This window comes from Stenotrophomonas sp. ATCM1_4 (genome assembly GCF_004348115.1).
Taxonomy (GTDB): Bacteria; Pseudomonadota; Gammaproteobacteria; order Xanthomonadales; family Xanthomonadaceae; genus Stenotrophomonas; species Stenotrophomonas capsici.
On sequence record NZ_QPFB01000001.1, the window covers coordinates 2461431 to 2473254 of the forward strand.

The 11824-nt window shown below is 68.2% G+C and carries 11 protein-coding genes; 4 read left to right on the forward strand and 7 right to left on the reverse strand.

Features of this window, described 5'->3' with window-relative positions; all coding sequences use genetic code 11:
* Window positions 1-105: 105 nt before the first annotated feature.
* From ATCM_RS11300 to ATCM_RS11310, 3 genes are all read right to left on the reverse strand, one after another.
* A complete protein-coding gene (locus ATCM_RS11300; protein WP_132864623.1) occupies window positions 106-2199 on the reverse strand; it encodes a M13 family metallopeptidase in 2094 nt (697 codons plus the stop codon).
* A gap of 111 nt (window positions 2200-2310) precedes the next feature.
* Window positions 2311-3312, reverse strand: coding sequence for a hypothetical protein (locus tag ATCM_RS11305; protein ID WP_132864624.1), 1002 nt, complete (start codon window positions 3310-3312; stop codon window positions 2311-2313).
* Window positions 3302-3856, reverse strand: a complete 555-nt coding sequence (locus tag ATCM_RS11310) for a sigma-70 family RNA polymerase sigma factor (RefSeq protein WP_132864625.1) — start codon at window positions 3854-3856, stop codon at window positions 3302-3304. Before ATCM_RS11310 ends, ATCM_RS11305 begins: the two co-directional genes overlap by 11 nt.
* A gap of 127 nt (window positions 3857-3983) precedes the next feature.
* Between ATCM_RS11310 and ATCM_RS11315 the strand changes: the two genes are divergently transcribed.
* The 3 genes from ATCM_RS11315 to ATCM_RS11325 all read left to right on the forward strand — a co-directional run bounded on the left by ATCM_RS11315 (window position 3984) and on the right by ATCM_RS11325 (window position 6000).
* Complete coding sequence (locus ATCM_RS11315; protein WP_165931168.1) at window positions 3984-4655, forward strand: hypothetical protein; 672 nt, start codon at window positions 3984-3986, stop codon at window positions 4653-4655.
* Window positions 4652-5242, forward strand: coding sequence for a cytochrome b/b6 domain-containing protein (locus tag ATCM_RS11320; protein WP_165931169.1), 591 nt, complete (start codon window positions 4652-4654; stop codon window positions 5240-5242). The genes ATCM_RS11315 and ATCM_RS11320 overlap by 4 nt, the downstream gene beginning before the upstream one ends.
* A gap of 146 nt (window positions 5243-5388) precedes the next feature.
* On the forward strand, window positions 5389-6000 hold the full coding sequence (locus ATCM_RS11325; RefSeq protein WP_132864628.1) for an HAD family hydrolase: 612 nt from the start codon (window positions 5389-5391) through the stop codon (window positions 5998-6000).
* A gap of 147 nt (window positions 6001-6147) precedes the next feature.
* Here ATCM_RS11325 and ATCM_RS11330 read toward each other — a convergent pair whose 3' ends face one another.
* From ATCM_RS11330 to baeS, 4 genes are all read right to left on the reverse strand, one after another.
* Window positions 6148-7287 carry an MFS transporter gene (locus ATCM_RS11330; RefSeq protein WP_132864629.1) on the reverse strand — a complete coding sequence of 380 codons (1140 nt, stop codon included), beginning with the start codon at window positions 7285-7287 and terminating at the stop codon, window positions 6148-6150.
* A 59-nt stretch (window positions 7288-7346) separates the two neighbouring features.
* Window positions 7347-8135: a DeoR/GlpR family DNA-binding transcription regulator gene (locus ATCM_RS11335; protein ID WP_165931170.1), complete on the reverse strand. Its 789-nt coding sequence runs from the start codon at window positions 8133-8135 to the stop codon at window positions 7347-7349.
* A gap of 260 nt (window positions 8136-8395) precedes the next feature.
* A complete protein-coding gene (locus ATCM_RS11340; protein WP_132864631.1) occupies window positions 8396-9112 on the reverse strand; it encodes a response regulator in 717 nt (238 codons plus the stop codon).
* Window positions 9109-10497, reverse strand: a complete 1389-nt coding sequence (baeS, locus tag ATCM_RS11345) for a sensor histidine kinase efflux regulator BaeS (RefSeq protein ID WP_132864632.1) — start codon at window positions 10495-10497, stop codon at window positions 9109-9111. The genes ATCM_RS11340 and baeS overlap by 4 nt, the downstream gene beginning before the upstream one ends.
* Before the next feature lie 146 nt (window positions 10498-10643).
* Here baeS and ATCM_RS11350 point away from each other — a divergent pair, with 146 nt between their 5' ends.
* Window positions 10644-11819 carry an efflux RND transporter periplasmic adaptor subunit gene (locus tag ATCM_RS11350; protein WP_132864633.1) on the forward strand — a complete coding sequence of 392 codons (1176 nt, stop codon included), beginning with the start codon at window positions 10644-10646 and terminating at the stop codon, window positions 11817-11819.
* The last annotated feature ends 5 nt before the right edge of the window (window positions 11820-11824 follow it).

An 11824-nucleotide genomic window follows, 5' to 3' on the forward strand; every position in this document is an offset into this window, starting at 1 on the left:
CGACGAAGACCGCACGAGTGGAACGCCACACGTCACCCGACGAAAGAAGGCCCGGCAATGCCGGGCCTTCTTCATTCCACTCACGCCATCATGCTGGCGTGCCGGTTACCAGATCACCACGCGCTTGTCGTCGGCGCGCACCATCGCATCGCCGGCCTTGCACTGGAACGCGGCCGCGAACGAGGGCATGTTCGACGGTGCGCCGTTGGCGCGGAAGTTGGCCGGTGCGTGCGGATCGGTGTTCAGGCGCACACGCAGCTCGCCGTCGGTGAAGTTGCGGCGCCACACCGTGGCCCAGTTCATGAAGAAGCGCTGGTCCTGGGTGTAGCCGTCCACCGGCACATTGGCCTTCGGGTCCTCCTTCAGCGCCATCTGCAGCGCGTCGTAGGCCACGGTCAGGCCGCCGAGGTCACCGATGTTCTCGCCCAGGGTGAGCTTGCCCTTCACGTTCACGCCCGGCAGTGCCTCGTAGCCATCGAACTGGGCGACCAGCTGGTCGGTGCGGCTGGTGAAGGCCGTGCGGTCGGCATCGGTCCACCAGTTGTCGAAGTTGCCGTTGGCGGCGAACTGGCTGCCCGAGTCATCGTAGCCGTGCATCATCTCGTGGCCGATCACCGCGCCGATGCCGCCGTAGTTCAAGGCCGGGTCGGCCTTGGCGTCGAAGAACGGCGGCTGCAGGATGGCGGCCGGGAACACGATCTCGTTCTTGGTGGCGTTGTAGTAGGCATTCACCGTCTGCGGGGTCATGCCCCACTCGGTCTTGTCCACCGGCTTGCCGATCTTGCCCAGCATGTAGCGGTAGTTGAACGCGCGCGCGGCCTGCACGTTGGCCAGGTAGTCCTCGCCATTGGTGGCCAGGCCCGACCAGTCACGCCACTTGTCCGGATAGCCGATCTTCGGGGTGAAGCTGGCCCACTTCTCCAGTGCCTTCTTCCTGGTTTCCTCGCCCATCCACGGCAGCGTTTCCAGCCGCGCCTTCAGCGCCACCGACAGGTTTTCCACCAGGTGCTGCATGGCCACCTTGGACTCGGCCGGGAACACCGCATCCACGTACAGCTGGCCCAATGCCTCGCCCATCGAGCCGTTCACGGCCTCCAGCACGCGCTTCCAGCGCGGCTGCATTTCCTGCTGGCCACGCAGGGTCTTGCTGAAGAAGTCGAAATTGGCCTGCTCGAAGTTCCGGCTCAGGTACGGTGCGGCGTCATCCACGGCGTGGAAGCGCAGATAGGCCTGCCAGGTGCTGGCCGGCACGTCGGCCAGCATGCTGTTCACTTCGGCGAAGAAACCCGGCTGTGCCAGCGAGAACTTGTCCTTGGCCGGGATCTGCAGCGTGTCGAACAGCGCCGTCCAGCTGAAGTTCGGGGTCTGCTTGTCGGCGTCGGCGGCACTGAGCGGGTTGTAGCGCTTGGCCGGATCGCGCAGCTCGATGCGCGACAGCGAGGCCTTGGCCAGGCGGGTTTCAAACGCCATCACTGCATTGGCCTGCTCCTTGGCCTGCGCGGCATCCACGCCGGACAGGGTCAGCAGCTGTTCGATGTAGGCCACGTAGGCCGCGCGGATCGCGGCCTGCGATTCGTCGAAGTAGTAGCCCTTCTCCGGCAGGCCCAGCCCGCCCTGGCCGACATAGGCGATGACGTTGGCCGAGTCCTTGAAGTCCGGGCTGGCATACAGCGCGAACAGCCCGCCATTGCCGCGCGCGAAACTGTCGCGCAGGTAGCCGCCGATGGCGGCGGTGTCGTTCAGTGCGGCGATCTTGTCCAGTTCCGGCTGCAGTGGCGTGATGCCGGCCGCTTCGATCGCGGCCTCGTTGTTGCCGGTCTTCCAGATGTCGCCGATCTTGGCCTCGTTCGAACCGGCCGCGGCCTTGCCGTTGGCGGCCTGCTCGACCAGCGCATGCTGCACTTCCAGCGAGCGCTCGCGCAGGATCTCGAAGCTGCCCCAGGTCACCTGGTCACCCGGCACCGGGTTGGCGGCCAGCCACTTGCTGTTGACGAAGCCGTTGAGGTCGGCGCAGGCCTGCACAGCCGGATCCAGGTCGGCGGCGTTGAGCGAGATCAGCGCGGTCTTCAGCTGCGACGCGTCGAACGCCGGCTTGGCGTCGGCAGCCGGGGGGGCGGAAGCCTCGGTCTTGCCGCAGGCGGCAAGCGAAGCGGCGATGGCGACCGTCAGCGACAACGGGACAAGCTTGTAAAACGACATGGACATCTCCGGGCCAAACAGGGAAAGGCGCCGCAGGCACGTGCGGCGCAGCTTGGGAGCGTAGGGCATACCGGTCCGCAACGGGATCGGCCGAAGGTCACAGCGCGTGGCTCATCCCAACGCGTCGCGCCAATTCAGCCACCATGCCTTCGGCGGCCGCGGCACCTGCTCCCACCAGCGGTTCATGGCATGCACGCTGCCCTGCTGCCAGGCCTGGCGGTGGGCCGGATCCGGGACCGTTTCACCGAACATCGCTGCCAGACGCGGATACAGCGGCCCCGACGCCAGCGCCGGGTAGCGGGTCAGCAGGGTGAGTACGGTGAAGCGATCATCGTCGGTCGCGCGCTCGGCCACCTGCGCCTCGACTCCGGTCACGCGCTCGCCCTTGGCCATTGCCAGGTCCAACTGCTCGACCCGTGCCGCGAACGCGACGCTTGCCGTCTCGGCCAGCGGAATGCCGCTGCGCGACGCATCAAAGCGCAGGTGCGAGCCGGCCGGCACCAGGGTTTCCTGCCCCTGCACGCGGTGCATCACCCAGCCACTGAGCACGCGGATGTCGCCTTCGCCCTGGAGATTGCGCTGCATTTCGAACGCGCAGCCCAGATCCACGGTTTCGGCATCACCGGCGGCAATGCCGAAGTAGCCCGGTGGTGCCCAGATGCGGGCACGCACGCGGCCGTCCAGCAATTCCAGGCGGTGATGCCCGGCGCGCGTGTCGACCAGCCGGACCCGTGTCCCCGGCAACACCTGCATGTGGCCGATGCGGGCCACCTGGACGGTGGCGGTTTCCCCTGCCGAGGTCGCCAGCGTCTGTCCGACCCGCAGCGTGCGCGGCAGCGCCGGGGCGTCGGTTTCAACCGCCCAGTCGTGGTGCTCGCTCCATTGCAGCCGCCACGGCAGCCACGCCGCGATCCCGACCGCACAGGCCACCAGCACCGCGGCCATCGCCAGGGCAGGCCGCCGCCAGCGCGGCGCGCGCGATGTGGGGGGCAGCGCCCAGGCCTGTCCTTCGGCCGGCACATGCCGGTAGCGGCCCAGCAGCGCTTCAAGCCGCACCAGTTCGTCGTCACCCGGCAACGCCGGGTCCCACAGCGGGTCTGGCCTATCCACCATCGTTGTTCTCCTCCGGCCGCTGCACGATGCCCAGCGCCTCGCGCAGCCGGCCCATGCCGCGGTGCAGGTTGACCCGGACCGACTGCGGCGTCAGCCCGGTGAGCGCGGCGATCTCCGCGCCACTCAGGCCTTCGACCAGGCGCAGGATCAGTGTCTCGCGATAAGCCAGCGGCAACGCGCGGATGGCCTGCAGTGCCTCGCCGGCCTGGGCCATCGATTCCGGCCCGACGCCACCCCAGGGCGGATCGGCGCAGTCGCCGATGGCCACGGTTTCGACCGTTGCCGCCGGCCGCATGCGGCGCGCGATCATCGCGATCCATGGCCCGAAACGCTCCGGTTCACGCAGTTGGTCCAGCCGGGCGAATGCCAGCACGAAGGTTTCCTGGGTCAGGTCGTCCACCCGCGCACGCGCCGCCGCGCCCAGGTGGATGGCATGCACCAGTGGCGCGAAGCTGCGGTACAGCCAGGCGTAGGCTGCCTGCGATCCGCGCCGGGCGTCCTGCACCTGCCGTGCGATGTCCTGTGGCGCAAGCGCGGGCTTCATGTCCTTGGGGGGCGGGGGTGACCTGGATCAAGAGGGTAGCCGGGGCCGAAGCGTTAACACGTGTACGACGGTTAACGCTTTCATCGGGCGAACGCTCCTGATCGACATGCCGCTCCGGAGAACCGTCATGCCCTGCTCCCCTTTCCCACTGGCCGGTCCCGTGCTCCTCAGCGTGCGCGGCGGTGCCTTGTTGATGCTGCTGGCCGCTTGCGCCCGCGCCGATGCCGGCCTGCCCCCGGTGGTCGGCCTGCCCTGCGAAGACTGCGAGGTCGCCTTGATCGGCCTGCCCGACGCTCCGCCCGTCGTGATGCGCCTGGCACCAGACACCGAGCCGGGCGAACGGCTGCGCCTGCAGGGCCGGGTAAGCGATGCACGCGGGCGGCCGCGCGCGGGCGTGATCGTGTATGCCCACCAGACCAACCGCGACGGCATCTACCCGGGCGAACGCAGTGATCCCGACCCCGGTGTCCGCCGTCATGGCCGGCTGCGCGGCTGGGCCACCACGGCATCGGACGGGAGCTACCGCTTCGACACGATACGCCCGGGCAGCTACCCGGGAACGCGGATGCCGCAACACATCCACCTGTACATCATCGAGCCCGGCTGTGCGCTGTACTACATCGACGATGTGCTGTTCAGCGATGATCCCCACCTTACCGCCGCCGTCGCACGCAAGGCCGACCTTCGCCGGGGTGGCAGCGGCATCGTCACCCCTGCAAAGGTTCCCGGTGGCTGGCAGGCCCGCCGCGACATCGTGACCGGCCAGAACATTCCCGGCTATCCGGCATGTCCGGCATGAACGCATCGGCCGTCGAACGGTATCCGCTGGCGTTGCGCGTGCTGCATTGGCTGCTGGCGGCGCTGCTGATGCTGCAGCTCGGCCTGGGCCTGGCGGCCGAGCACGCGGTGCCGCCTGCCATCGCCGGCCGCCTGCTCGCCGTCCACTTCCCACTGGGCATCGTGATCCTGTGCCTGATGACCCTGCGCCTTGTGCTGCGCCTGACACTGCACGCACCGGCAGTGCAGCGCGATGAGCCCCGCTGGCGCCAGCGCGTGCGGTCAGGTGTGCATGCCGCGCTGTATGTGTTGGTCCTGCTCCTGCCGATCAGCGGCCACGTGATCTGGGTATGGATGGGGGCGGACCGGCACCTGCCGGGCGGCTGGGAAGTGCCCGCCTTCTTCATGCCCCCCGAAGACGAGACCGGGCGTGCCCTTGCCTGGTACGTGCATGTCTACGGCGCGTGGTTGCTGCTGGCATTGGTGGTGCTGCACGTAGCCGCTGCATTCCATCGCCAATGGACGCTTGGCGATGGCTTCATCGCACGCCGGATGGGCTGGGGGAGCCAGCCACCGCGCCGTCCATGCGCAGCGAAGCGCCGCACCTGATACGCGCGCATCCGTCGCGAATCGTTGCCTGCCGGTAGCCACCGCTTGCCGGCGATGCGGCACATGCATCATGGTTGCGCGGATTGATCCAGCGTGCCGCCTGCGGCTCACGCGCTGGCACACCTGCATCCCTTGCCTGAACCTCCATGATCAAGACCCTCTTCTTCGACTTCGATGGCGTGTTGACCACCGACCCGAGCGGTTCAGCGACGACGCTGCGCGCGCTCGCCGAGCAGTCCGGCCTGGACGAGCAGGTCCTCTGGGCAGCCATCGAACCCTTCAATCGCGACCTGATCCTGGGCCACACCACCCACGCCCGGATCTGGCCCGATGTCTGTGCACGGCTGGGCACCGCGATTCCCTTCGAACACCTGACCACCGCGTTCCTGCAGACACCCATCCATCAGCCGGTGCTTGCGCTGGCAAGGGAGCTGCGCGCGGAATTCGCCATCGGCATGATCACCGACAACAAGTCCGATCGCATGGATGTGATCGTCAGGCAGCATCGACTGGACGAGGTCTTCGACCCCATCGTCGTCTCCGCCGAGGTCGGTCACAGCAAGCGTGGGGCGGCAATCTTCCGGGAGGCGCTGCGCCGGGCCGGTGCCGAGGCAAGGACATCCTTGTTCATCGACAACACCCTGCGCAACCTGTACGGCGCGGCAGCCATCGGGATGAAGACCTTGCTGTTCGATGGCACCACGGAAGGCGCCGCGGAACTGCGCAGCGCCCTGCAGCTCATCTTCACCAGCGACTGAAGGACGACCGAGGCCGGGCCTGCCGTCGTTCCATGAACATCGCACAGGGCAGCGCGGCGGGACCTCATGGCAACGGCGTACGGCGCAGGCCGGCCAGCATTTCACCCTCATTGGAGGCAGGGAATCTTCCCGACCGGTGACGCAGGCTCAACGCACCCGCAGTGACGCGCCCAGTACCGCCGCCCCGGCCAGCGCGGTTGCCGCCAGCAGGAACGCCGCCGGCAGGGACCAGTGCTGGGCAACGAAGCCGATCGAGGCCGGCCCCAGCAACACGCCGGCGTAGCCCAGGGTCGTCACCGCCGGGATCGCCACGCTCTCGGGCATGCGTGTCTGGCGTCCGGCCAGGCTGAACATCACCGGCACGATGTTGGCGCAACCGATACCCACCAGCGCATAGCCCAGCAGCGCCGCGCCGAATGCCGGGACCAGCGTCGCCAGGAAGAAGCCGCCGCTGCCGACCAGGCCGCCGATCAGCACCGCACGTGCGCTGCCCAACCGGTTGACCAGGCCGTCGCCGAACAGGCGCGTCACCGTCATCGCCACGTTGAAGGCGACAAAGCCCCACCCGGCATGCGCGAGCTCCACGCCACGCACCTCGTGCAGGAACACCGCACTCCAGTCCAGCATCGATCCCTCGGCCAGGAAGCTGACGAAACAGACCAGCCCGATCAGCACCACCACGCCACGTGGCAACGCGAACGCCGCTTCCCCCTGGGGCGCGCGTTCGGTGCGCCAGCAGCGCATCGACGCCACCGTCACCAGTACCACGCCCAGTGCGGTTGCCAAGGTGGCCGCCAACGCACCGGCGCCGGCCGACAGCAGCAACGCCACCAGCGCCGCACCACACAAGGCACCGATGCTGTAGAACGCATGGAAACCGGACATCATCGCCCTGCCCGACTCGCGCTCGACGAACACCGCCTGGATGTTAATCACGCAATCCATCGCGCCGATCGCCGCGCCGAATACCAGCAACGAAAGCCCGATCGTCACCGGCGTGGGGGCGAGCGCAAGCAACGGCAGCGCCGCCACGATGATCACCACGGTCACCTGCATCACCGCACGGCAGCCGAAACGCGCTGCCAGCAGGCCGGCCAGCGGCATCGCCAGCAACGAGCCCAGACCCAGGCACAGCAGCACCACACCCAGCAGGGCGTCATCCAGGCCGGCGCGCACCTTTGCGTACGGCACCAGCGGCGCCCAGCAGGAAATGGCGAATCCGGGGATGAAGAAAGCGGCGCGCGTGGCCATCTGTTGGCAACGCTGGAGAGCATGCAGGTCGGTCATGGAAGCATCGGCTCAGGGGGAGAGAACCGAAGCCGCACGCAGCAACGGGCGAAGATCAATCAGGCCGCGCCGACCGGCACCAGGTGCAGCTGCGCCGGCCCGGCCAGGAACTGCTCGCGCAGCTCGGCGGGCAGGTCGTCGGCAACGACAAGGTGATCCACCTGCGCGAGCGTGCCGATGCGATACGTGGCGCGCGTGCCCAGCTTGCCCACGCCTGCGACGATGATGGCCACACCGCTGGCCTGGATCATGGCCTGCTTGAACGCCACTTCTTCGGCATGGATTCCCCAGACACCGGTCTCCGGGTCCACCGCGCAAGTGCCGGGAATACAGATATCCACCTGCAGTTCGGCAAGCTGGCGCTGCGCGATCACGCCGATGGCGCCACCACTTGCCGGATCCACGCGGCCGCCGATCATCACCACCTCGGCGACCGGGTCACCGCACAGCGCCGCGGCGACGGTGGGCGCGTTGGTGATCACGGTAACCGCCTTGCCGCGCAGTGCCTGCGCGATCTCGACATTGGTCGAACCGGCGTCCAGCAGCACGGTCTGCCCCGCTTGCACCAACGATGCCGCATGGCTGGCCAACGCGCTGCGCTCTCCGTCCCGGCGCTGCATGCGTTGTGGCAACCCGTCGAAGTGCGCGGTCGGCAACAGCGCGCCGCCGTATACCCGCCGACACAGGCCCCTGCCCGCCATGTCACGCAGGTCACGGCGGATGGAATCCTCGGAGACCTCGAAGCGTGCGGCCAGCTCGCTGGCCACTACGCGTCCGTGGGCCTTGAGCAAGGCCAGGATCCGCTGTTGGCGCTCCTGCGGCAGCACCTCGTTGTGGGGGGAATCCATGTGACCCGGCTCCGTTGATCGCGGGAAGCGTTGGGGACGCGCCACGGCCTGCAGCCGTTCGGCGTCATTGCGACGCCAGCAATCATGCGAAAACGAGATAAAACATGCAACAACATGCATTCAGAGCCACCCCGCTCCGGCGTAGGCAGTGGCACGGGCACGCATCGCCGCCCCCGACGCCAAGGCGCGGGGCGTCCTACCGCCACACAGGCCGATGGACCCACGCAATCCACGGCAGGACACCGCAACCGCCCGTGCGATCAGGACCGGGGATCAGGCTCCCTGGACGGCAGTTCGAAGCTGTAGCCCACCCCGTAGATCGAACGCACACCGTCCCCCTGCATGCCGGCCTCGCGCAGCCGGCGACGAAGGTTGCGCACATGGCTGTCCACGGTGCGGTCGGTCACCACCCGGTGGTCGCTGTACAGATGGTTGAGCAGTTGCTCACGTGACCACACCCGGCCCGGGCTACCCAGCAAGGTGCGCAACAGACGGAACTCGACCGCCGTCAGGTCCAGCACGCGGCCATGCAGGAAAGCGCGATTGCCGGTTTCATCGATGACCAGGCCCGCTTGCCGAGGCTCCGTCTGGCCGTGGCGGTAGCGGCGCAACACCGTCCCCACCCGCGCCACGACTTCCTTGGGACTGAACGGCTTGCACACGTAGTCGTCGGCACCGACCTCCAGCCCGAGCAGGCGATCGATCTCCTCCACCCGCGCGGTCACCATGATCACCGGCACATCACTCTCCGCGCGGATGGCACGGCACAACTCCACGCCATCACGCCCCGGCAGCATGATGTCCAGCAACACCAGGGCGGGCCGGCGTGCGTGGAAGGCGGCCATCACCTGGTTGCCGTCGGCCACCCAGTCACTGCGGTAGCCGGCTGCGTGCAGGTAGTCGCGCAGCACCGCCGCCAGGCGCGGTTCGTCCTCGACCACGAGCACTTCAATGGCGGCGTCGATGGATGTGTTCATGCGTGCAGTGGCAGTTCCACCACGATGGCCAGCCCACCGAGCGCGGACGCTTCGGCGTGGATGGCGCCGCCATGGGCCAACACGATGTTGCGGCAGATCGCCAGGCCCAGCCCGCTGCCGCCACTGGCGCGATTGCGCGAGGCATCCACCCGGTAGAACCGCTCGAACAGGCGCCCACGCTTGTCCTCGTCCACGCCCGGCGCGCTGTCCTCGATGCTTATCCGCACGTGCCGTTCATCGCGCAACGCATGTACCGCGACGCTGCCGCCGCGGTCGGTGTAACGCAACGCGTTCTCCAGCAGGTTGGCGAACAACTGCTGCAGGCGCCGTTCATCCCCCTGCACCGGCAGCGGGCCGGGCGCGGATGACACGACCAGCGCCAACCCCGCGTCGTGGAAGCGGGAGCGCATGCCTTCCACCGTCGCGCGCAGCACCGCATCCAGGTCCAGCGGCACATGTTCGTAGGCCAGCTCGCCGGACTGGGTCAACGCCAGCTCGTGCAGGTCGTCGATGAGCTTGCCCAGCTGCCGCACTTCGCCCTGCAGTGGTGCCAGCGTCGCCGCGCTCATCGGCCGGATGCCGTCCTGGATGGCCTCCAGTTCCGCACGCAGCACCGACAACGGCGTGCGCAGCTCATGCGAGATGTCGGCCATGAACTCACGCCGGTTCCGCTCGCTGTTCTCCAGCGCGCCGGCCATGCGGTTGAAGTCCTGCGCCAGCCGCCCCAGCTCATCGTCGGCGCCGGGCACGATGCGTGTGGCGTAGTCCCCGCCGGCCAACCGGTGGGTCGCCGCCCCCATGCCCTGGATGCGCTTGCGCAGGGGCCGGGTCAACAGCCACGCCAACGTCCCGGCAACCAGCACCGCGACGATGCTGATCGCCCACCAGCGCCGCACCTGCGCCTCCATGAAGCGCTGCTCGTTGCGCGCCAATATCTTCTGGAACGGCACCATCGCCAGCCAGCCCACGGTATGGCCTTCCACCACGATCGGGCGGCGGATCGCACTGCCATCGACATCGGCGTTGCCGATCACGCGTTGGCCCTGCGCATCAAGCAACGCGAAGCGGGCCACCGCGCCGGTCTGGTCCGACACCGGTGGCGCACTCAGCAAGGCTTCGTCGGCAACCGGGTCGCCCACGTGGGGACGGATCAGCCGCAGCCAGACCTTGCGCTGGCCGCGCACGAACTCCCAACTGCCATGTTCGGCGTACTCAGCCTGCAGGCGCGGCAACAGCAGTTCCATGCGGCCGATGCCCTGGCCATTGAGGTAGCCCAGGAAGCCCCTTTCGAACAGCCATTTGCCGGCCATGCCATTGACCAGCAAGGCGACTGCGCACATCAACAGCATGGCGCAGAAGATCTTGGCGGCGATTCCGAATTTCATGGTGCGCGGATGTGGACGGGCCGTGACGGGATGGCCCCATTAGCGGCGCCCTGCCGCCGCGATGCAAGCCCGCGCCATCAATCTCCATATTTGCTGCACATTTGCCTCGCAGGCTGGCGTCACCTGGAAACCACCGAGTGCCCCCCATGCCCGCTGCTGTTCCACCCCGCACTGCCCTGGTTCCGTTGGCCCTGCTGGTCTGCGGCGTGCTCACGGCCTGTTCGTCCAAGCAGGCCACGCCCTCCCGCGAGGTGACCGTCTCGGTACAGCCGGTCACTGTCCAGCGAATGGCCATGGAGCAGACGTTGCCGGGCCGGACGGTGGCGTTCATGACCTCGGACGTACGCCCGCAGGTGGGCGGCATCATCCAGAAGCGGCTGTTCACCGAGGGCGAGCAGGTGGAAGCCGGCCAGGTGCTCTACCAGATCGACCCGGCCAGTTACCAGGCAGCCTACGACAACGCGCGCGGCACCCTGGCCCAGGCCGAAGCGGCGGTACTCTCCGCGCGCCCCAAGGCCGAACGTTATGAAAGCCTGGTCAAGGCCGATGCGGTCAGCAGGCAGGACGGCGACGATGCCCTGGCCGCGCTGCGCCAGGCCGAGGCGGCGGTGGTGGCCGCGCGCGCCGGGCTGCAGAGCGCGCGCATCAACCTGGACTACACCCGCATCACCGCCCCCATCAACGGCCGCATCTCCACCTCCACCTATACCCCCGGTGCCCTGGTCACCGCGGGCCAGACCACCGCACTGACCACCATCCAGCAGCTGGATCCGATCTACGTGGACGTCAGCCAGACCAGTGCCCAGCTGCTGGCGCTGCGCAGGCAGCTGGCCTCCGGCGCGCTGCAGTCCGTGGACGGCAAGGCACAGGTCAGCGTCACCCTGGAGGACGGCAGTACCTACGCGCACACCGGCACCCTCGAGTTCGTGGGCACCGCCGTGGACACCGGCACCGGCAACGTCACCCTGCGCGCGGTGCTGCCCAATCCCGACGGCCTGCTGCTGCCCGGCATGTACGTGCGCGCGGTGCTGCCGACGGCCATCAATGACAAGGCCATCCTCGTGCCGCAGAGCGCGGTCACACGCAATACGAAGGGGGAAGCCACCGTCAAGCTGGTGGGCGAAGGCGACAAGGTGGTCGAGCAGGTGGTGACGCTGGGCGATGCCGTCCGCAACCAATGGGTGGTCACCGCGGGGTTGAACGCCGGGCAGCGGCTGATCGTGGCCAATGGCAGCAAGGCCAGCGCCGGGCAGACGGTCAAGGTGCAGGCCGCCAACGCCGCCGCGGCTGACCCCGCCACCGCCACTCCCGGCACCAAGTAAGGATC

Bases quoted from the DNA above. Each gene is read 5' to 3' on its own strand.
- ATCM_RS11315 (WP_165931168.1), top strand. From the start codon at position 3,984: ATGCCCTGCTCCCCTTTCCCACTGGCCGGTCCCGTGCTCCTCAGCGTG.
- ATCM_RS11350 (WP_132864633.1), top strand. From the start codon at position 10,644: ATGCCCGCTGCTGTTCCACCCCGCACTGCCCTGGTTCCGTTGGCCCTG.
- ATCM_RS11325 (WP_132864628.1), top strand. From the start codon at position 5,389: ATGATCAAGACCCTCTTCTTCGACTTCGATGGCGTGTTGACCACCGAC.
- ATCM_RS11305 (WP_132864624.1), bottom strand. From the start codon at position 3,312: ATGGTGGATAGGCCAGACCCGCTGTGGGACCCGGCGTTGCCGGGTGAC.
- ATCM_RS11300 (WP_132864623.1), bottom strand. From the start codon at position 2,199: ATGTCGTTTTACAAGCTTGTCCCGTTGTCGCTGACGGTCGCCATCGCC.
- baeS (WP_132864632.1), bottom strand. From the start codon at position 10,497: ATGAAATTCGGAATCGCCGCCAAGATCTTCTGCGCCATGCTGTTGATG.
- ATCM_RS11320 (WP_165931169.1), top strand. From the start codon at position 4,652: ATGAACGCATCGGCCGTCGAACGGTATCCGCTGGCGTTGCGCGTGCTG.
- ATCM_RS11310 (WP_132864625.1), bottom strand. From the start codon at position 3,856: ATGAAGCCCGCGCTTGCGCCACAGGACATCGCACGGCAGGTGCAGGAC.
- ATCM_RS11340 (WP_132864631.1), bottom strand. From the start codon at position 9,112: ATGAACACATCCATCGACGCCGCCATTGAAGTGCTCGTGGTCGAGGAC.
- ATCM_RS11335 (WP_165931170.1), bottom strand. From the start codon at position 8,135: ATGGATTCCCCCCACAACGAGGTGCTGCCGCAGGAGCGCCAACAGCGG.
- ATCM_RS11330 (WP_132864629.1), bottom strand. From the start codon at position 7,287: ATGACCGACCTGCATGCTCTCCAGCGTTGCCAACAGATGGCCACGCGC.